Source organism: Novosphingobium sp. MBES04 (assembly GCF_000813185.1).
In the GTDB taxonomy this organism is placed as follows: Bacteria; Pseudomonadota; Alphaproteobacteria; order Sphingomonadales; family Sphingomonadaceae; genus Novosphingobium; species Novosphingobium decolorationis.
The window spans coordinates 1,329,973-1,349,293 of sequence record NZ_DF850488.1 but is presented as its reverse complement, the minus strand read 5'-3'; the positions used below and the strand labels follow the sequence as shown (position 1 = coordinate 1,349,293).

The following is a 19,321-nucleotide window of genomic DNA, read 5'->3' as shown; positions in this document are numbered from 1 at the left end:
ACGGGTCAGGTCAGCCCGCGGCTCACCAGAACCTCACCGATGGCGCGTTCGGCCTGGTCGATCGCGACATTGGTGTAGGCCGCCGCGCCCGCATCGGCGTTGGCAATCGCGATGCGTCCGAAGGGACGGCGTCCCACGATGTGCGGGCGTTCGGCCTCGGGCACGTCGGGATCGGCGAGGGTGTCGTAGGTATAGGCATAGCCGTGGGGCCAGCGGTTGACCGTGATCGCCAGGATGTCCTGCGCGGCGTCGAAGCCGGCGGGACCCAGCATGCGCTGCAACTGGCGGCGCACTTCCAGCTCGCTCGTTTCGAACGGGGTGGCAAGCATGTCGTGGCGCCCGGCGCGGTGCTGCTCCTTGCGCGGCAGGCCAGGCTGGTTGGGATTGCGGATCATCGTCACGATGGCGGGCTGGTCGGGCCGGGTGGCGCTGGCATAGCCGCCGATCGCCATCGGATAGTCGAGCCCGACCCGCGTGTGATAGCCGTTCGGCACCATCAGGCTGCGCACGCCCAGCTTGCGCCAGGGCTCCCAGTTGCGCACCAGCACGTTGGTGTACTGCATCGGCACCTTCGAGGCTTCGCCCAGCGCCGCCTTCTGCGCGTCCGGAAGCTCAGGCACGAGATAGGGGATGATGTTGTTGAAGCAGGCCAGGATCACGTTTGCGGCCGTGACCGAGCCGGCCTTGCCGTCTTTCATGTAGACCACGCGCACGGCCTTTTCGGTTGTGGCGGTAACCGCGCCGATGTGCGCGACATGGACCGCCGTGCTGCCGAGGCGCAGGCGCGTGGGGGCTCCGGGGAGGTCGAGCCGGGTGTAATCCACGCGCGCGGTGACGATGCTCTCCTGGTCGTGGACCCCGGGGAGGGCACCGGGCACCAGACGGTTGACGAGCAGGCGCGCGATCGAGGCGTTGCCGTCGGGAAAGTGGAACTCGTCGCAGTGCATGCGGATCTGGCCCGCGATCTCCATGCCATCAAAGATCGGCAGGTGCGCGACCTCGTAGGCGGGGCAGGTGTCCACGCGCTTGTTGTTGCGAAAACCCATCCCGGCGAAGAAGGGCAGCGCCTCGCGCTTCATGGCCGCGGGCCCGAGCAGGAAGTCCTGGAGGCTGATGCGCTTGAGCGCCTCGGCCTTGGCGATGGGATCGAGGTGGGGGAGGTAATCCGACTTTGCGGTGTAGAGCCGGGTCAGTTCGGCGCGAATGTCGGCGCGGATCGGCGCGCGCGCGAAGAAGTCTGCCCAGGCAAGCGCGCCGTAGCCCGGCGCAACCGCGTCGCGCCCGAAGCTTTCCTTGTCGAAGAAGACGCCGCCCGACAGGCCCTTGTAGGTTTCCTCGCGGCGGTAGTGCTCCCAGGTCCTGGGCTCGATCCCCAGTTCGGCCAGCAGCGCCTTGGCGGTGTAGCTGTAGGGGAACGGGCTCTCGATGCTCATCGTCCCGCCAAAGGCCAGGATGGTGCGGCCCTCGTGGTGGAACTCGTTGCGCTTGGCGTGGCCGCCGAAATCGTCGTGGTTGTCGAGGACGAGGATGCGCATGTCCCGGCCCAGCGCCTTGCGGTAGAACCAGGCCGAGGACAGGCCCGAGATGCCCCCGCCCACGACGACGAGATCGTAGTGCTCACCGGTATCGTGCGCCGCGATGTCCGCGCCCAGGTCCCCGTCGCGCACGGCATGGGCGCTCTCGAAGGAGCCGGGATACTGGCCGCGAAGGCCGCTGCGCACAGGCGGATAGGTGGAGGCGTCGGGGGCCGGTGCAGGACCTGCACCTCCCGCGGCGAGGGGCTCGCTCGCCCGCGCCAGCGGCGACAGCGCGCCAAGCCCTGCACTGGTAGCGGCGACCCCGCCGATGAAGCTGCGCCGGGCAATCGGCCGGTTCATGCCCAGCCGTTCGTGTTCGCTTTCGTCGATCGCCATTCCCCGTTCCCCCGCGCGTCCTGCACCGTGATCGCGCAATAGTGCACAGGATTCGAGAATAGATAAGTTCGAATATATTGAGGTGCATAGAATTCTTGTCAGCAAGTTGCCTTGAATGCATGATGCGGTGCGCAGGGGGCACCAGTTCAGCGTGCGAATTTTCGAAATGTAGCGCCTTGTCCGGGGAGAGGATGCCTTCTTGAAGGGCTTGGTACCTGCCTGCGGTCTTCGACCGACACGCGGGACGCACAAGAATTTGAGAGGGGTAGTCGTGACCGATACGAGCCTGTACCCGCCACTGGCCGCCTTGCGCGCCTTCGAAGCCGTCGGACGCCTGGGCGGTATTCGCCGGGCCGCCCGCGAGCTGATGATCGACCATGCCGTGGTGAGCCGCCATATCCGCTCGCTCGAGGGCTGGGTCGGCGCGCCGCTGGTGCTGCGCTACGGCAACGACCGGCGCCTGACCGACCAGGGCGAAGTCTACCACGGCGAGGTCGCCAAGGCGCTCTCGATCATCGCCCGCTCGACCGGATCGCTGCTGGGCGAAGGCAGCGACAACACGCTGCGCGTCTGGTGCGTCCCGGGCTTCGCCTCGCTCTGGCTGGCCGAGCGCCTGGGCGACTTTCTGGAAGAGAACCCCGACATCGACGTCGATTTCCGTCCTGCGGACGAGGGGCCGGATTTCCGCAGCAAGGACGTGGACTGCGATGTGCGCTACGTGCGGTCCTGGGAGGAGGACCGGATTCCGCGCGAGGTGCGCCGCCTCGACATTGCCCGGCCCGAGGTCTTTCCCGTGGCCAGCCCCGCGTTTCTGGCCGGCATCGCCCCGATCCGGGAGGCCGGGGATTTCCACGAGCTGCCGCTCCTTCACGAGGAGGACGGGGCCGAGTGGCACCACTGGCTTCTGGCCCAGGGGATCACGCCGCCCGAGCGTTTGAGCGGTCCGCGCCTGTGGCACGCGCACCTCACCATCGACGCAGCCTGCCGGGGCAAGGGCATCGCGCTCGTCAACACCATGCTGCTGCACGACGAACTGGCGACCGGTCGGCTGGTGCGGGTCATGCCTGCGCAGACCGCGTTCCAGCCGGTCAGCTTCGGCAGCTACGCGCTGCTTTCGCGCGATGACCGCTGGACCTCGCCCAACATCCTGCGGTTCCGCCGCTGGATCCGCAAGGTCGTCGACGATCAGTCGGTCCCGGCCTGACAGGTGTCGGCCATGTCTAGAGCGGCTTACCGCGCGGTGATAGAGGCCAGTCCTTCGAGGCCCGGCAGGAAGAAGTAGGCCCCGCCGCGCACCGTGACGAAGCGGTCCATCCCCTGCGCGATGCGGGGCTGACCCTGGGCATCGTGATAGCGGAACAGGTCGCTACGCCGGTCATCGGGAAACGGGCAGCGAGCGCCGATCAGCGGGTCGCCCTCCTGCGAGAGGCCGCCAAAAGTCGGGCTGATGAGCCAGGCCCCCTGCACGAATTCGAATTGGCGCGCGAGGCTGGCGTTGAGGCACAGGAAGTGCAGCCCGGCCTCTGTCTTGGGCGCACCGGTGCGCATGGCCTGCTCGGGCGTCATTGTCGCGCCATAGGGGCGGCCCCGGCGCAGCAGGCGGTGGAAGCGTGCGCTCGCGACCGCATCGCCTCCGGCGCTTCCCAGCAAGCCTGCGGTCGAGAGCAGGTTGCCCAGGATACCGCGCGGGCCCAGCGGATCATCCCCCACGCGGGGATTGGCGCGGCGGATGTGGGCGCCGAGCGGACACAGGTGCCCCAGCGGATCGCCCTGGAAATCAAAGTCTTCCGGCCCGCGCCCATGCGCCAGTCCCGGGAGCGGCGCGCCGTCGATCTGGCGCCCGACCATCCGCTCGGCCAGTTCCAGCGCCCCGTCGGGCCCTGCGGCCGCGTGTAGCCAGCCCCAGAAGCCGGTGACGTCCTGTTCGAGCTGGCGATAGACAAGGTAGCTGCCATTGCGCTGGACCAGCGGCCCTGTCGCATCGCCCGCGATCGCGCCATATTCGTTGCGATGCCCCAGCAGCACTTCGCCCGCTGCGATGTGGGGGCGGTACGCGCGATCGGCGCGGGCGCTCGGCCGGTGCTTGGCGTCCCAGTCGATCTCCGGTTGCGAGAGGCCATCGGCAAAGCCGAAGGGCTCGCGCGCTGGGCCGCTGTCCTCGGGCGCGGGATTGCTGGCCAGGGTGGTCACGAGGCGAAAGCCGTTGGCGCGCGCGTCGCGCTCGACGTGGCTTGCCCAGTCCGCGATCCGGTTCGGCCGGGCCAGGAGGAGGAGCAGGACATGGGGTTCGCGTATGCCTGTCCCCCATTCCCAATGCGTAGGCGCACTTTCACCGACATCGCCAAGCCGGTGCGAGCGGCGTGCGTCGCTGGCCATTCCGTCGAGAAATTCCGGGGCCATGTTCTCCAGTTCGGCCGCAGTAAAGCCCAGGGCGCGCAGGCCTGCACGGGTGAAGGCGACCTGCAGGACGGTGTCGAGCGCGCGGCCCTCTCCGACCTCGCTGGCCCGTGTCGGCACGAGCCCGCGCAGCCAGGCCTTCGCACGGGTGCTATCCACGATCCGCACGAGGATGTAGCGCGCGCTGCCGAGCGATCCGAAACCGGACCGCACCAGCGCCTGCACATCGTCCCTGTCGACTGCCATCGCGTCAGATCTCGGCCACGAAGCGGGCCAGCTCCGCGCCTGTCGGACGCCGCTCGTACGTCGCGCGCAGGCGGGCGTTGCGCGCCATGTCGTAGGTGGTGAGGCCGCGGAAGGGGTTGTACCAGACCTGCGTCGGGATCTGGTGGTGGAAGAGGTACCACTTGAAGTCGCGTTCGTGCCGGGCGCCGCCGCGCACGAGCCAGTCGGTGCGGGGATAGCCCAGCCCGTTCGAGAACGAGAGGTTGAGCCCGAAGGCGACCTTGTTGATGAAGTCGTCGTTGTAGGCCTCGCGGCTGCCGTCGTAATTGCTGGCAAAGAACACGCGGCGCCTGTCGTCGAGGAAGGTCCAGCTGGCAAAATGGATGGTGTTCACGCGCGCGAGCCGACCGCTGCGATAGATGTGGCGCGCGCCCCAGTTGATGATCCACAGGATGACGATTGCCAGCCAGCGGCGAAAGCGCCCAGGCTTGAGGCTGCCGATGGCGCTGTAGGGGTTGGTGACGTCGTGGTCTTCGAGGGCGGAGAGCATCGTGTTTCGCGCGCGCGAGGGGCGCGGTGCGATCACCCGGTCGCGCGTCTCGCGCCGTCGCAGCATCACGATCAGGACCGGGAGCGCGGGCAGCAGCACGGGCAGGCTCAGCAGCGCCAGCACGGGAAAAGAGAGGAGGTGGAGGAGGTTGCCCAGCCACTCGCTCAGCGAAGGGCGCACCGGAGGAGAGAGAGGCAGATCCTGCGCCGCCGCGCGCAAAAGCGGCCAGAGCTCATCGGGAGACGTATCCGGATGCTCCAGGCGGACCGCGAGCCAGGCCTCGTGCAGCTGCGCTTCCTCGCGCACCTGCCGGGCGCTGCGCCCGGGCCAGTTGACGTAGTTGGCCGCCGACCTCACCCGGTGGCGATCCATCCATGCGGCGATGTTCGTGCCGGTGACCGTGGCGTCGCAATGGATGAAGACCCGCACGAGGCCTTCACGGGCCGTGGCCAGCAGACGTTGCAGCAGGTCCTGGGGCGATCCGTCGCCATCGACCATCAGCATCAGCCGGGTCGGCTCGTAGGCTGGAAGCCGGGGGTAGGCCGCGCGGTCGGGCAGCGAGGGGTCCTCCAGGAGGACGAAGCGCAGGAAATGGAGCCCCTCGATCTGGCCGAAAGGGATGATCGGATTGTCCGGATCGGCCTGTCCCGGTGCCTCGGGCGCGCGGGTCATCGTGCGCAGCAGGGCCTCCAGCTCCGGGATCGCGTGATCACGTACGGTGGCGGCCACGGCAAGCAGCGACTGGCGCGCCACGGGCCTAGACCTCGAGCGCGAAGTGCATCAGCGCCGTGTCGCCCCAATAGACCTTGCCGAGGAAGAGGCCGGGCGCGACCAGACGGATTTCGTCGCGCACGCGTGCGGCCGCCAGCGAGGTTTCCGAATAGTCGATGACGATGCAGTCCTTCTGGTCCATCCAGCTTTGCCCGTAATAGACCTTGGCGACGATGGCCTTGATCCCGAAGGGCAGGATGTAGTTGCGCAGGAAACCGTACTCGGCATCGAAGACCTTGCCCTGCCAGGCGAAGAGTTCGACCAGTTTGGCAACTTCGTCGCTGTAGGATGTTCCGGCTGCGATGATGGCCGTGCCCTTGGTCTCGCCATCGGGAATGTCGCCGCGCGGGGCCGCTGCGAACAGCGCGTCGAGTTCCTCGGCGGTCTTGGTGAGCAGGTCCGCGACAGTCACGGTCATGATCTTGCCTCCCCAAAGTGCAAGTCGTTCCCGGATATGTGATCCCCGGCAAAGAGCAATGGAGGTCTCTACGGGCCGACTCGACATCGATGTGTGATGACAAAAGTGCCACGTTTCTCTAATGTGTACAATTGATCATGCCCGGGCATGGTTCAGGGAGGGCTGTCGTGACTTTGCGCTGGCTGCACAATTTCCTGGAATATTCGCTTCGTGCCGAGCGTCGGATCGATCCGTGGCTGCGTCCTGCGCTCGATGGATTGTTGCAGCGGCCGGGTACGGCCCTGGTCCAGAGGCTGGCGTTGCTGTGGTACAGGGGTGATGATCTGGGGTTGGCGCAGGAGCGTGTCGGCCCCGACGAAGAGCGCCTGCTGGAGGAGGTCATCGCGCATATCCGCCAGCACATGGCGCAGGATTTCGCGCCCCAGGAAATGGAGCGCGGCGGCAACACCAAGACCCATGGCGTGGTGCGCGGCGAACTGGAGGTGCATGCCGACCTGCCCGAACCCTTGCGCAAGGGGATCTTCGCCGTCCGGCGCAGCTACCCGGCTTGGGTGCGGCTGGGGGGACCAGGCCCGCACACCCCGCCCGACATCGACGATGTCGGCGTGCTGAGCATCGGCGTGAAGCTGATGGACGTACCCGGCCCCAAGCTGATGGAGGACGAGCGCTTCACGCAGGACCTCACCGGAATTAGCTGCCCGACCTTCACGACGCCCACGCTGCGCGAGAACGTCTGCCTGCAGTCCTGGAGCCTGCGCGAGCTGCCCCTATGGTACTTTCTGGGTCCGCGTCCACACGTGCTCGACCTTTTGATGCAGGGGCTCTGGAGCCGGACGCAGGGCAATCCGCTGGGGACTGCCTACTACAGCTGCGTCCCCTATCTCCTGGGAGAGGGGACCGCGATGCAGTACGCCTTCCTGCCCGAGGGCAAGGTCGACATGAAAGTCGAGGGTCTGCCACGTCGCCCCTCGGACCACTATCTGCGCGAAAACATGGCCCGCACCCTGGCGCGCCAGGATGTCGCCTTCACGATGACCGTGCAGGTGCAGACCGACGCGCGGCGCATGCCGATCGAGCACGCAGGGATCCTGTGGCCGGAGAAACTCTCCCCCCGGGTCCCGGTGGCGACCTTGCGCATCCCGCGCCAGACCTTCGATACACCGGCGCAGATGGCCTTCGCGCGCAATCTTTCCTACAATCCCTGGCACAGCATCGTCGCGCACCGTCCGCTGGGTAATCTCAACCGCGCGCGGCGCCGGATCTATGCCGAACTGGCCCGTTTCCGGCAGGCCAGCAACGCGGTCGCGCACATCGAACCCACGGGGGACGAGCGCTTCGATTGATCCGATGCCATCGGGTCGCACGCGGCTCTAGGTGCGCTCCAGTTTCTCGAACATCGCCGGGATCAGCGTGTTGCGGTAGAGCCCCTCGAAGTCTTCGGGCGTGATCGCCTGCGCGCGCCCTGCGCGTTCGAGCAGGCGGAAGTAGGAGCCCCACTGCTTGCGGGTCAGGCTGTCGAGGGCGCCTTTCGCCTCGAGCATCGCGAGGAAGTCCTCTTCGGGGATTGCGCCCGTCTCGCTCTCCCCGGCCATCGCGCGCAGTTGGGCCAGGTATTCGGCGAGCCGGGGCTCGTCGATCATGCCCTGGGCATCGAAGATCCCGGTGCGCTGCGCGGGCCGCCGCCGGGCCATGGCGTCCATCGGGATGCCGCGCCCGGTCACGAAGTTCCTGAGGCCGCCGAATGTGAAGATCGAGCCGAGGGTGAGGAACAGCGCTCGCGCGCCGCTCTTCTCGAGCGTGCGCCAGCCGCGCAGGTTCTGCGAAAAGCCGATGGTCGGGCTCTTGCCGGCAAGGTTGAAGGGGACAAGGTGCTTTTCCAGATCGGTCAGGCGCGCCTGCACGCCGTTCCCTTCAGGATCGCCCTTGTAGCGCTTGAGCGTGTCGACTTCCTCCTGGGTGAGCTGCCAGCCGCTCACGAAGCCGGGATGTCCGGGCGCTTCGAAGCCCGGCCAGGGATACCGTGCCGCCTCCCGGATGGCCTGTGCGGCTGCGAGCAGGTCGCGCCGGGTCACGCCGGGCGGGTCCTCGAACAGCACGTCGCGGCCATGGACGCGGCCCTGGCCTTCGAAATCGGCGAGCACCTGGCGGTCGGTGAGATCGACAACATAGGTCTCTTGGCCATGCTCGATCCGCAGCATGTCGTTAGGGACGCCCGGGTGGAAATGCGCGTCCTTCCAGGCATCGCCGAGGCCAAAGTCGCGCATGTTCTGCTCGCCCCAGACGATGATGCCGGTGCTCTCGAGGGGGTGTTCCTCGGGATTGTCGCGCGGGTTCGTGCCCGCATATTCGTAGCTGTTCACTGTCTCGCGGGTTAGTAGCCAGTCGCGCAGTTCGGGGCAGTGCAGGTAGAGCAGCTTCTCCTTGTCGATCGCCTCGACAAGGTTGATTGCGGTCCAACTGACCTCGTCGGGGCGCCACTTTTCGGTGAGGTAGGGGTTCTTCCGGATGCGGCTGGTCGCTTCCTGCACGAAGGTCTGGAACCCCTCGTTGGTAATGGCAAGGCCCTCGGGCCGGTGCTCGTTGAGTGTGAGCCCGATCACCGCGTCGAGCGTGGAGATCCCATCGGGGTACAGTTCCTTCAAGGTAGCGATGGTGGCCTGCGATTGCGGGCTTTCGGGGTCGAGGAAAAGGTGCTCCCAGGTCTCGCTCGGCGGGATGTTGTGGGCCTTCTGGTAGTCGGTCCAGGAGGGGGTGCCGCGCCGCCGGTCCTTGCGGATTTCCTGCTCGAGCATGTTCATCACGCCCTCTTCGCTGGCCATGTCGCGGAAGAAGTCCGCGGTGTTGCCCGCAACGGGCGCGCCCAGCCTCGTGTGCATCATGTAGTAGTAGACCGCGCCCAGCCCTTCGCGGCGCAGGAACTCGTGCCCGTCGAGCTCGCGCAGTTCTTTCATATTGACCGTGCGAGTGCCCGCATCGGGTTTCGCGCCGATGGGCGGGCAGTGGAGCTGGTCGACCCAGATCTGGTGGCCGAAGCGATAGGCCTTGCTGAAGAAGTTGCCCTTGATCTCGGGCTTGTCCTTGTCGACCTTGCCCGCCGCGATGCCGTGCGCGATGGGGTCGGTGCCCTGTTCGGGGCGGTAGATCTTCTTGTCGAAATGCGGAAGCTTGCGCTCGGCGCGGCCGAACAGGTTGGCGTTGAGGCCGTTCACCACCGCCTCGTTGGCAAACAGCGTGTGCGTCCAGGTGCCGGTGTGGATCTTGGCGTAGGTCATCGTCACCACGCGCCGCGCGATCTGGAAGATCTGGTTGTCCGACCAGTCCGGGTAGCGCTCCTTCAATACGTCGGCGACCCAGTTGTGGTGGCGCGCATAGAGCGTGTGCTCGGCTTCGAGCGGGGCGGTCATGTTGCGCCCGAACCCGGTCAGGATCTGGCGGCGCGCGCGCCCCTCCTCGCCCGCTTCAACCTCGTGGGTGGGAAGGAAGAGCCCTCCGTTCCCGGCTGCGTCCATGCCTTCGAGGTAGAGCTTGCCACCAGGCACCTTGCTGCCGTCGGGAAACGAGCGGATCGCGGCCAGCGTCTCGATTTCGCTGCCGTAGATGTGGCTCATGTCCCACCACACGGTGGTGCTGTGCATGCCCTCGCCATCGGGGCGCAGGACATTGGGCGCATCGGCCCGGCTCCAGTGATGGGTCACGCCCAGCGCGGCGAGTTCGCTGTCGGGATCGACGGGAATGGCGTGCTTGCGCCGGTTGTCCGGTGCGGTCTGGGCGACATCGTGGACAAGCTGCTGGAGGTGGGCCGCGGCATGGAAGCTCGCGGTCATGGCTTCCCGTGTCGTGCCATTGCGGTAGCCGAAGGCTCTGGCCACGGCCGCCTCGCTGGGCAGGTTGGCGTCGTGCGAACGGTCTCGGGGCCGGTAGTTCTCGGGCATGCCATGGTCGACGAAGGATTGGCCGACGCGGCCTTCGCCAGGACCGAACTGGTCCGAGACATGGGCACCATCAGGCGTGAACCCGGAATCCGCCCACTTGGGCAGGTCCTTGCGCCGTGCAAGCTGCCCGACGATATCGTGATGCTCGCCATCGGGATCACGTTCGCGCCTGGCCATCCAGGTGCGCGCGGCGCCCAGCGCGGCAAGGCGCATGATGCCAAGCCGGCGCTGCGTCCAGCGCCCTGCATTGCCGGGGGTAGCCCCGCTGTTGGCCAGTTCGCCAATCGGACCCAGCGCGAGGGAAACCAGCGAATCCTTGAAGTTGCGCAGCTTGTCGCGCACCGATTGCGGTGGAATGTAGTCGCTGGGGCGCTGGAAGTCGGTGCACAGGACCCAACTGAAGGGGCTGTCACGGTAGGTGTCTTCGGGATTGGTGCGCAGGTAGCTTTCGGTAAGCGTGCTGGGCCGCAGGATCCCGGCGCCGCTGCGCTCGTCGATCCGGTTGGCCTCGACCTGCGCGCGCCAGGATACGGCGAAGCGATGCTCGGGGGCCATGCCTAGGGCCTTCTGGAACCAGTCCGCCGCCTGGCCAAATTCCCCGGTGTTGCGCAGGGCGTGGGCGGCCAGCGCGCAGTCCTCGGCCGATAACGTGCCGTCTGTGTCCCGGGCGCGGTAGATCGCGATGGCGCGCGCGAAGTTTCCGGCGTTGATGTGTGCGAGCGGATCGTCCGACACCATCTCGGGGGTCTGGTCGTGGCGGGCCATGAATGGGCATCCGCCGCTTTGCCTGGCTGCATCTGGCATCGCGAAATATCTCCCAAGGCAGTTTTAACTATAACTACTCGATGGATATTTTTGCGGCCCGGCCGTTTTCTTTGAAGTGTAGCACATTCTGGGCGCTCGTGCGCGCCGCTTTCGTGGGGACAGGGCTTGCGCCGTGTTCACAAGAGAAAGCCGATACCGGTCTTCGCCGCGTCGGGAGGGGGGAGGAGGCGCGAGGTCGAAAACCGGTATCGGGGGCGGAGTTTACGCCGGGCCGTTGCTCTCTTCCGGAGCTTGGGAGGTTGGCCAGACGACCAGGCCATGGACGTTGCCCCCCATGGCCGAGCGCACGACCTGACCGTTCGCATCACCGGCCTCGCCAAGGCCGCCCAGTTCGTGATGCAGGCGCGCGAGTACGCGGTTGGTCGCCCAGGACGGTTCGAAGGTGGGCCGGGTGTTCGGCAGCGTCGGCGTCTTGTCGAGGGCCAGGAAGCGGGGCTCGCCGCCGAACGCGATCTGCGTTTCGTAGCTGATGATCGAGCCGTGCACCGCGTCATCCGCGCCCGGTGCCTGGTAGGCGACAAGGAACGCGAGGCGTCCACTATCCGGGGCAAGGTCCTCGTAGACCGAATGGAGGATATGGTGCGAGCTGACTTCGTCCGGAACCGCAGCGAACCATGCGCGCAGGGTTTCGTGATCCTGCGCAAAGAGGCGCTGCCCGCGGTGGCCCGACAGGCGTACCTGCGGATGGAAAATCCCAAGGTGCGCTTCGAGGTCGCCACCGGGGGCCTCGAAGAAGGCGAACCACCGGTGGGCGAGATAGAGCGCGATATGATGGCGCTGGGAGGTGGGGGTGGCGTTCATGTTGGCCTCCTTCATCGGGGGAATGCGTGGCGCGGCCCTTACGCCCGCAGCGCGGCGCTCAGCGCTTTGACGGCATTGGTGCGCGCGGCCTCGCCCGGCATCATCAGGTTGATCATGACTTCGTTCGTGCCATAGGCTTCGCCAAGGGCACGCAGCTGGGTGAGGACCTGCGCGGCCGTGCCCGAGATCAGGCGGCCTTCGTTGCCCGCGCGCGTCGCGAGCTGTTCGGGCGTCCAGATGTGGGCCGCGCTCGTCTCCAGCGAGGGCACGCGGTCGAACTGCGTGTGGCTCTCGGCGTGGGTGAGCCACAGGTGGAACGCGTCGGCATACGCGGCCGCCTCCTCCTCGGTATCGCCCACGGCCACGAAGACCGCCACGATGACCTGCGGTCGCGCGGCGAAGTGGGAGGGACGGAAGGCCTCGCGATAGACCCTGCTGGCATCCGCCCCCCGGCGCGTGGGATTGATGAAGTGCGCGAAGGTGAAGCCAAGGCCCGCCTCGGCCGCGATCTGCGCGGTCGAACCCGAAGCCCCCAGCACGAACGGCTGGGGCGGGGTAGGTGTTTCGGGCCGCGCCTGCAGGCCCGCATAGCGCGATCCGGCCGGATGCGAACCCGTCACGAAGCCGAGCAGGTCAGACACCTTCTGCGGGTAGGGAAGCGGGCGCGCCTTCTCGTCGTTGAGCGCGCTACTGATGCGCTGGTCCCCGCCCGGCGCGCGGCCGAAGCCCAAGTCGATGCGGCCGGGGAACAGCGCTTCAAGAAGCTGGTAGTTCTCCGCGATCTTGAGGCTGCTGTAATTGGGAAGCAGCACCCCGCCCGAGCCGACGCGGATGCGCGAGGTGCCCGAGGCGACATGCGCCATCAGGATCTCGGGCGAGTTGCTGGCGGTCGCCGAGATCCCGTGGTGCTCGGACACCCAGTAGCGGTGGAAGCCTTCCTGCTCGGCCAGCTGGGCCAGCCGCAGCGAGGCGCCAAAGGCATCCGTCGGCGTCTCGCCTTCATCGACCGGCGCGTAGTCCAGCAGGCTGAGGCGCAGCGACGCGGTGTCGCTGGCCTCTTCGTGATCGGTGCGCGGTTCAGCCATTATCAGCGGCCTCCTCTTCGTCCCAGGTGGGGTAATCGGTGTAGCCACGTGCGCCGAGGTCCCCGTACCAGGTGGCGCGGTCGGCGGGGTGGATCGGGTGACCGGCGCGCATGCGCTCGACCAGGTCGGGATTGGCGATGAACGGGCGGCCGAAGGCGACAAGGTCAAGCTCGCCCGACTGGAGCGCCGCCTCGGCGCTGTCCTTCTCGAAGCCGCCCGCGGCAATCAGCGTGCCGGTGTAGGTGGTGCGGAAATCGCGCGCGAAGGTCTCGGGCATCTTTTCCGCGCCGATCGTCAGCTGGTCGCTGAGGTGCACATAGGCGAGGCTGCGCTTTTCAAATTCGCCCGCCAGCGTGACCCAGGTCTCGGCCTCGTCGGCGTAAGGCTCCATGCCGAAGAGGCGGCCGAACGGGGACACACGCACACCGACACGGTTGCTGCCGATCTCGGCGCTGATCGCATCGAGCGTCTCGAGCAGGAAGCGCAGGCGGTTCTCGATCGAGCCGCCGTAGCGGTCCTCACGCTGGTTGAGCGCGCCGTTGACGAACTGTTCGAAGAGATAGCCGTTAGCGCCGTGCAGCTCGACCCCGTCGAAACCGGCGTCGATGGCCGTGCGTGCGGCGCGCACGAAGTCCTGCGTGATGCGCACGACCTCTTCGGTTTCCAGCGCGCGCGGCGGGCTTGCGGCCAGGCTCTTGGCGACGCCGTCCTCGTCACGCCCGAAGGCCCAGACGTTTTCGCCCACCGTGGCCGAGGACGAGACGGGCGATTGCCCTTCGCCCAGGATCGAGGTGTGCGAGACCCGGCCCACGTGCCAGAGCTGGGCGAACATGCGCCCGCCCTTGGCGTGGACGGCGTCGGTCACGCGGCGCCAGCCTGCGGCCTGCTCGGCCGTGTAGAGGCCGGGGTTGAAGAGGTATCCGCAGCCTTCCAGTGAAACAGGCGCGCCTTCGCTGATGATAAGGCCCGCGCCCGCGCGCTGGCTGTAGTACTCCACGGTGAGGTCATCGGGCACGGTGTCGAGCGCCCGGGCCCGGGTCATCGGCGCATGACGACACGGTTGCGTAGCGTGAGGCCGGAGAGGTCGAAGGGCTCGAAAAGCTTGGTCATGGGAATCCTGAAAAATGCGGGGGGAGGAAAGGGAGCGAAGCGTTGGGCTCTATCTAGAGTGGAATTTCGGGAGAATAATCCCCTTGCGATTCCATTCACTCGATCCCACAGTTCCGGAATGGATGTGCAGGATCGCTTTGCCGGATTGACCGAATTCGTTGCGACCGTGCGCCTGGGAAGCTTTGCGGCGGCCGCACGCGAGCTGGGCGTCACCGGCTCGGCCGTGGGCAAGAGCGTGACCCGGCTGGAGGCGCGGCTGGGAACCAAGCTCCTGCACCGCACGACGCGGCGGCTGACCTTGACGGGGGAAGGGCAGGTATACCTCGACGCGTGCCAGCGGATTCTCGACGATCTGGACGGGACCGAGCTGGCGATGGCCTCGGGCCGCGACACGCCGGTGGGTACGCTCCACCTTAACCTGCCCGCAGCCTTCGGGCGCAGGCACGTGATGCCGATCCTGCTGGAGCTCACGGCGCAGTACCGCCATCTGGACCTCTCGGTCATGTTCACCGAGCGCACGGCCAACGTCATCGAGGAGGGGATCGATCTGGCCGTGCGCATTGGCACGCTCGGCAACGATGCGGACCTGACCGCACGGCGGCTGGGCACGCAGCGCCTGCTGATCTGCGCCTCGCCGGACTATCTGGCCCGCCATGGCGCGCCGAGGAGCCCTGAGGAACTGACGCAGCGCGATTGCATCATCGGGTGGCGCAGGGTGCCCCGCCCTGTCTGGCTCCTGAAGGACAAGGCCGGGGGTGAGGTGGCCCAGGAAGTGAAGGTCCGCCACGAATTCAGCGACGGCGAGGCCATTCTCGCCGCCGCGCTGGCAGGGGAAGGCCTGGCCCAGCTGCCCGATTGGCTGATCGGGAAGGAGCTTGCCTCGGGCGCGCTCGTGCCGGTGCTGGAGGAATGTGCCGGGGCCGAGATGCCGATCCACCTCGTCTGGCCCAGCTCTCGCTATGAACAGCCGCGCCTGCGCATCGTGATCGATGCCCTGGCCGCCGCGGCGCAGCTGCCCGGTTCGGGCTTTACGCCGGGGAGCCGGGCGCGCGCCTGAGCGCTGGCGCCGCATCGAAGCGTGGGGGCACTCCACCGTGCCCGCATTGAAGCCGAGGCTGCGATACCTACCTGATCGGGCGAGCCAAACAGGAGAACGATCCATGCAAGCCATTCAAATCAAGGCGCCCGGCGGTCTCGACACGCTGGAATGCGTCGACCTTCCCGATCCCGGCCAGCCCGGCCCCGGAGAGATCCGCGTGCGCCTGCATGGCGGATCATTGAACTACCATGACTACCTCGTCTGTTCGGGCGCGACGCCGGCCGAGGATGGGCGCATCCCTCTCGCCGATGGTGCGGGCATCGTCGAGGCGGTGGGCGAGGGCGTGGACGCGTTCGTGCAAGGTGACCGCGTGGTCTCGTGCTTCTTCCCGGACTGGCAGGACGGGCCGCCCGCCGTGGGCGACTTTGCCCGCGTCCCGGGAGACGGCATCGACGGGTTCGCGCAGGAGTTGGTCGTGCGCCCCGCGACGGCCTTCACGCGCATGCCCGAAGGGCTCGATTTCGTGGAAGCCGCCACGATCACCACGGCGGGTCTCACCGCATGGCGCGCGCTGATTGTCGAAGGGGGCCTCAAGGCGGGCGACACGGTGCTGGTCATGGGCACGGGCGGCGTCTCGATCTGGGCCTTGCAGATTGCCAAGGCGATGGGCGCGCGCGTCGTGGCGACCTCATCCTCGGATGCGAAGCTGGAAAAGCTGCGCGCAATGGGCGCGGATCACACGATCAACTACCGCAGCGAGCGCGAATGGGGCGAGGCGGTCCTTGCCTGGACAGGCGGGCGCGGGGTCGACCACGTGGTCGAGGTCGGCGGCCCTGCCACGCTGGCGCAGTCGCTCCAGGCGGTGCGCATTGGTGGCCACATCACCCTCATCGGCGTGCTCACCGGTACGGGCGGCGAGGTGCCGACCGCCCTTCTGATGGCCAAGCAGGTGCGGCTGCACGGCGTCATCGTCGGCAGCCGGCGCGAGCAGGTCGATTTCGTGCGCGCCATCGAGGCCATGGGGATCAAGCCCCGTGTCGACCGTCGCTTTGCGCTCGCAGACCTCGCCGAAGCCTTCCGCTACGAGGAAAGCGGTGCCCATTTCGGGAAGATCGGCGTCAGCTGGTAGGTCCGCCCTTTTCCATGCATCATCACGTCTGGCCGATCGGGCGGGAGGCTCAGATCGGCCAGGTCTCGCGCCGGTAGGCCGAATCCCAGAACATCCACTCGTAGCGCGTGGCGTTGCGGAAGGCCGTTTCCATCGCGGCGCGGATCGCCGGGGTGGCATTGGCTGCGGCCTCGTCCACCAGCGCGCGCACCCGCGCGGTCGCTTCGCCGAAGCCGGGATCGGCATAAGTGTCAATCCAGGCGGCATAAGGGTTGGGCGAGGCGGCGCGCGGCTTGATGTCGCAGCCGACCTCCCAGTAGACCCAGAAGCAGGGCAGGATGCCCGCGATCAGTTCCTCATAGCTGCGCGTTGCGGCAAGGCCGGTGAGGTAGCTGGTGTAGCCAAGGCACACAGGGGTAGGCTCGGCCTCGCGCGCCATTTCGGGCGTGACGCCGAACTTTTCGAAGAAGGCCTGGTGCAGCGCCTGCTCCACCTGCACCGCGACCTTGGCGCCGTCGGAAAATTCCAGCCGGGCGCTCGCCGTGGGCGCGCGGGCTGACGCAATGGCCAGCGCGCGTGCATATTCGGCAAGGTAGAGGCTGTCCTGCAGCATGTAGTGCCGGAAGCTTTCCGGCGCGAGCGAGCCGTCGGCAAGCTCGGCGAGGAAAGGCTGGTCCAGGATCGCGCGGCGCAGCGGGGCAACGTCCTGCCAGATCGTGTCGCAAAAACTCATGGGGGTGCCTTCCTTCAGAAACGGTGGGTGGCGCCGACGCCGAACTGGCGGCCGGTATTGATGGTGAAGCTGTCGAACGGGCCGTTGGGACCAAGGCCCAGGAGCAGCGGCAACTGCTGCTGGCCGAAGGCGGAAATTGCCCAGCGCGTGTCGAAGAGGTTCTTGGCCCAGACTTCCAGGTTCCACGCGCCGAGCTCAACGCCAAGCCGCCCGTCCACCGAGGCGTAGCCGGGGGTGTGCAGGATGTTGTCGATCTCGAAGTCCACGCGCGAGACGTAGGCAACGCTGAGGCGCGCGTCGAGCTTGGCAGGCCCGGCCTCACCCTCCCAGCCGATGCCGCCGTTCAGCGTCCAGTCGGGCGCGTTGGGGGTGCGCTTGCCGGTGAGATTCACCAGGTCAGGCTCGCCCGGTTCCGGCGTGGGGTTGGGGGTGATGTAGGTGCCGGTGCGGCTGTGCGTCCAGGCCGCGCCGCCATCGAGGCGGAAGCCTTGTCCCAGGTCCGCCTGCACGGAGGCTTCTAACCCGTGGACATTGACCTTGGGCACCGACAGCACGACCGAATTGCCCAGGAACACGGTGTTCTGGAAGTTGCTGTAATCCGTCACGAAGCCTGCGAGGGAAAGGCGCACGCGCCCTTCGGCAAGCTGGCCCTTGATACCCGCTTCCAGCGACTTGACGGTTTCGGCGGCAAAGTTCGCGGTCCAGATGTCCGAGGGGCCGGGAAGGGGGTTGAAGCCGCCCGCCTTGAAGCCGACGCTGCCCGTGACATAGGCGGTGAAGTCCGGGCTCGGGCGCCAGGCGAGCGAGAGCTTGGGCTGCCACTTGTCGAAAGTCTGCGCGCGGCGGGCATAGGTCGTGGCGGTGTCCGTACCGACCGTGTCTTCCTTGCGCCGGTCGCGGTCGTAGCGCAGGCCCAGCGTTGCCTCCAGCGTGGGCAGCACGTCGTAGCTCGCCTGCGCAAAGAGGCCGATCTGGTTGCTCCGGGTCTCGGCGCGCTGCGGCTCGGCACCGAACAGCAGCGGGCCCAGATCGTCGGTCCGGTCACGTTCGAGACGCTGGAAGAAGACGCCTGCGTGCCAGCGCAGCGGGCCGCTCCCTTGCGAGGTCAGGCGCAGTTCGCTGGTCCAGGCCTCGATGTCGACCGGCTGCGATATGGGCTGGATGCCGTCCGGGAACAGCGCAACGCCGTCCAGTGTGACGGGCGTATCGTGGCGGAAGTCGAGTTCTTCGCTGAAGTCCTTGTGGTAGTTGTCGTAGCCGCCCGACCAGGTGAGCTGGAGCGTATCGCCCAGGTCCTGCGCGAAGGTTGCCTGCGCGCCCCACCATTTGCGCGCGAAGCGGCCCTCGAAGTCGCCCTGCGGATCGGTCAGGATCGCGCCGGAGAGGCGCCCGCCGTTGCGCCCCGTGACATTCTCGGACGAGATATAGGCCGCGCCGCCATCCTCGTCGGCCCAGGCGAGGCGCAGGTTGAGGGTGCTGGTCTCGGAGGTCTGGATCTTCGCCTTCAGGCGCAGGTTGCGGCTGGTGAAGCCGTCGACCTTCCTGTCGAGGTAGCTGTTGCGGATGAAGCCGTCGGAATTGCGGTACGAGCCCGCCAGACGCAGCTGCACGCGCTCGGACACCGGCGCGTTGACGACCCCGTCCGCGGTCCAGGTAAAGCCGTTGCCCATGCCGAGCGAGGCCATGCCGCCTGCCTCGTCGGTGGGATCGTTGGTGGCGATGTCCACCGCGCCGCCCGAGGCCGAACGTCCGAACAGTGCTCCCTGCGGCCCTTTCAGGATCTCGACGCGCGCGACATCGTAAGTGCGCAGGGTGAAGAGCTCGGAATCGGCGAGCGCGAGCCCGTCCACGACGTAGGCGATGGAGGGCGACTGGTTGCGGTTGGTCGATACCCCGCGCACCGAGATCATGTTGGTGCCCGGGTCCTGGTCGTTGATCAGGAACACGCCCGGCGTTGCGGCGATGAAGTCGTCTATCGTGGTCAGCTTGCGCCGGGCGATGTCGTCCTGCGTGTAGACCGTGATGGTGTCGGGCACCGCGATCTGCGCCTCGGGGCGGCCGCGCGCGGTAACGACGATGGGGGCCTCGCCCGCGGCCTCCTCGGCATGGGCGAGGGTGGGTGTGCCAAGGCAAAGGCCAGCGCCCAGGAATGTGAAGATGGTAGACGTACGTGTGGCGTGACGTGCGGCGCGTTGTCGCATGGTCCCTATTCCTCCGCCGGCATGAACCGGATCAGGTTCGCGGGTTTGCAGACTTTGCGCGGGAATGCGCCGTGATCCGCCTCTCAGCCCTGACAGCGCCAGGACACCCCGTGGGTTGATGATGTTCCGCGCTTAGAAAAAGCGTGCGCCAGCGTCAATCGTTGCACGCTGCGTTGCGCTCGCCGCCACCGTCGGGGCCGACACCATCGGACC

At 67.3% G+C, this 19,321-nt stretch carries 14 protein-coding genes and 1 riboswitch; of the genes, 4 read left to right on the top strand and 10 right to left on the bottom strand.

Annotated features, from left to right (window positions below):
* Positions 1 to 5 precede the first annotated feature (5 nt).
* Positions 6 to 1,913 carry a flavin monoamine oxidase family protein gene (locus tag MBENS4_RS05885; RefSeq protein WP_052322030.1) on the bottom strand — a complete coding sequence of 636 codons (1,908 nt, stop codon included), beginning with the start codon at positions 1,911 to 1,913 and terminating at the stop codon, positions 6 to 8.
* Positions 1,914 to 2,184: 271 nt separating this feature from the next.
* Between MBENS4_RS05885 and MBENS4_RS05880 the strand changes: the two genes are divergently transcribed.
* Positions 2,185 to 3,117 (top strand): LysR substrate-binding domain-containing protein, encoded by a 933-nt coding sequence (locus MBENS4_RS05880; RefSeq protein WP_052322029.1) that lies wholly within the window; start codon positions 2,185 to 2,187, stop codon positions 3,115 to 3,117.
* A 26-nt stretch (positions 3,118 to 3,143) separates the two neighbouring features.
* Here the strand turns inward: MBENS4_RS05880 and MBENS4_RS05875 are convergent, their stop codons facing one another.
* Genes MBENS4_RS05875 through MBENS4_RS05865 form a run of 3 tightly spaced genes read right to left on the bottom strand, consistent with a single transcriptional unit; the run spans position 3,144 to position 6,274 of the window.
* The gene (locus tag MBENS4_RS05875; protein WP_039389402.1) at positions 3,144 to 4,556 is read right to left on the bottom strand and encodes a Dyp-type peroxidase; all 1,413 of its coding nucleotides are present in this window, start codon (positions 4,554 to 4,556) and stop codon (positions 3,144 to 3,146) included.
* 4 nt (positions 4,557 to 4,560) lie between these two features.
* Positions 4,561 to 5,838, bottom strand: a complete 1,278-nt coding sequence (locus tag MBENS4_RS05870) for a hypothetical protein (protein WP_052322028.1) — start codon at positions 5,836 to 5,838, stop codon at positions 4,561 to 4,563.
* Between the two features lie 4 nt (positions 5,839 to 5,842).
* Complete coding sequence (locus MBENS4_RS05865; RefSeq protein ID WP_039389401.1) at positions 5,843 to 6,274, bottom strand: hypothetical protein; 432 nt, start codon at positions 6,272 to 6,274, stop codon at positions 5,843 to 5,845.
* Positions 6,275 to 6,441: 167 nt separating this feature from the next.
* On the opposite strand from MBENS4_RS05865, the gene MBENS4_RS05860 reads away from it, so the two are divergent.
* The gene (locus tag MBENS4_RS05860; protein WP_039389399.1) at positions 6,442 to 7,617 is read left to right on the top strand and encodes a hypothetical protein; all 1,176 of its coding nucleotides are present in this window, start codon (positions 6,442 to 6,444) and stop codon (positions 7,615 to 7,617) included.
* A 27-nt stretch (positions 7,618 to 7,644) separates the two neighbouring features.
* Here the strand turns inward: MBENS4_RS05860 and MBENS4_RS05855 are convergent, their stop codons facing one another.
* The 4 genes from MBENS4_RS05855 to MBENS4_RS05840 all read right to left on the bottom strand — a co-directional run bounded on the left by MBENS4_RS05855 (position 7,645) and on the right by MBENS4_RS05840 (position 13,959).
* Entirely contained in the window at positions 7,645 to 10,971 is a 3,327-nt protein-coding gene (locus tag MBENS4_RS05855; RefSeq protein ID WP_039389397.1) for a peroxidase family protein, read from the bottom strand.
* Positions 10,972 to 11,232: 261 nt separating this feature from the next.
* On the bottom strand, positions 11,233 to 11,832 hold the full coding sequence (locus tag MBENS4_RS05850) for a hypothetical protein (RefSeq protein WP_144400855.1): 600 nt from the start codon (positions 11,830 to 11,832) through the stop codon (positions 11,233 to 11,235).
* Between the two features lie 38 nt (positions 11,833 to 11,870).
* Positions 11,871 to 12,917 (bottom strand): LLM class flavin-dependent oxidoreductase, encoded by a 1,047-nt coding sequence (locus MBENS4_RS05845; protein ID WP_199904345.1) that lies wholly within the window; start codon positions 12,915 to 12,917, stop codon positions 11,871 to 11,873.
* Entirely contained in the window at positions 12,910 to 13,959 is a 1,050-nt protein-coding gene (locus tag MBENS4_RS05840) for an alkene reductase (protein ID WP_084591972.1), read from the bottom strand. Before MBENS4_RS05840 ends, MBENS4_RS05845 begins: the two co-directional genes overlap by 8 nt.
* Before the next feature lie 213 nt (positions 13,960 to 14,172).
* On the opposite strand from MBENS4_RS05840, the gene MBENS4_RS05835 reads away from it, so the two are divergent.
* Together MBENS4_RS05835 and MBENS4_RS05830 are read left to right on the top strand one after the other, a co-directional pair.
* Positions 14,173 to 15,084 carry a LysR family transcriptional regulator gene (locus MBENS4_RS05835; protein WP_199904344.1) on the top strand — a complete coding sequence of 304 codons (912 nt, stop codon included), beginning with the start codon at positions 14,173 to 14,175 and terminating at the stop codon, positions 15,082 to 15,084.
* A gap of 103 nt (positions 15,085 to 15,187) precedes the next feature.
* Positions 15,188 to 16,195, top strand: coding sequence for a zinc-dependent alcohol dehydrogenase family protein (locus MBENS4_RS05830; protein WP_039389391.1), 1,008 nt, complete (start codon positions 15,188 to 15,190; stop codon positions 16,193 to 16,195).
* 49 nt (positions 16,196 to 16,244) lie between these two features.
* Here the strand turns inward: MBENS4_RS05830 and MBENS4_RS05825 are convergent, their stop codons facing one another.
* Entirely contained in the window at positions 16,245 to 16,907 is a 663-nt protein-coding gene (locus MBENS4_RS05825; RefSeq protein ID WP_039389390.1) for a TenA family protein, read from the bottom strand.
* A 14-nt stretch (positions 16,908 to 16,921) separates the two neighbouring features.
* Positions 16,922 to 19,108 carry a TonB-dependent receptor gene (locus MBENS4_RS05820; RefSeq protein ID WP_084591971.1) on the bottom strand — a complete coding sequence of 729 codons (2,187 nt, stop codon included), beginning with the start codon at positions 19,106 to 19,108 and terminating at the stop codon, positions 16,922 to 16,924.
* Positions 19,100 to 19,229, bottom strand: a riboswitch (TPP riboswitch). (Overlaps the previous gene by 9 nt.)
* Positions 19,230 to 19,321: the final 92 nt, after the last annotated feature.

Bases quoted from the DNA above. Each gene is read 5' to 3' on its own strand.
- MBENS4_RS05885 (WP_052322030.1), bottom strand. From the start codon at position 1,913: ATGGCGATCGACGAAAGCGAACACGAACGGCTGGGCATGAACCGGCCG.
- MBENS4_RS05875 (WP_039389402.1), bottom strand. From the start codon at position 4,556: ATGGCAGTCGACAGGGACGATGTGCAGGCGCTGGTGCGGTCCGGTTTC.
- MBENS4_RS05865 (WP_039389401.1), bottom strand. From the start codon at position 6,274: ATGACCGTGACTGTCGCGGACCTGCTCACCAAGACCGCCGAGGAACTC.
- MBENS4_RS05855 (WP_039389397.1), bottom strand. From the start codon at position 10,971: ATGGCCCGCCACGACCAGACCCCCGAGATGGTGTCGGACGATCCGCTC.
- MBENS4_RS05850 (WP_144400855.1), bottom strand. From the start codon at position 11,832: ATGAACGCCACCCCCACCTCCCAGCGCCATCATATCGCGCTCTATCTC.
- MBENS4_RS05845 (WP_199904345.1), bottom strand. From the start codon at position 12,917: ATGGCTGAACCGCGCACCGATCACGAAGAGGCCAGCGACACCGCGTCG.
- MBENS4_RS05840 (WP_084591972.1), bottom strand. From the start codon at position 13,959: ATGACCCGGGCCCGGGCGCTCGACACCGTGCCCGATGACCTCACCGTG.
- MBENS4_RS05830 (WP_039389391.1), top strand. From the start codon at position 15,188: ATGCAAGCCATTCAAATCAAGGCGCCCGGCGGTCTCGACACGCTGGAA.
- MBENS4_RS05825 (WP_039389390.1), bottom strand. From the start codon at position 16,907: ATGAGTTTTTGCGACACGATCTGGCAGGACGTTGCCCCGCTGCGCCGC.
- MBENS4_RS05820 (WP_084591971.1), bottom strand. From the start codon at position 19,108: ATGCGACAACGCGCCGCACGTCACGCCACACGTACGTCTACCATCTTC.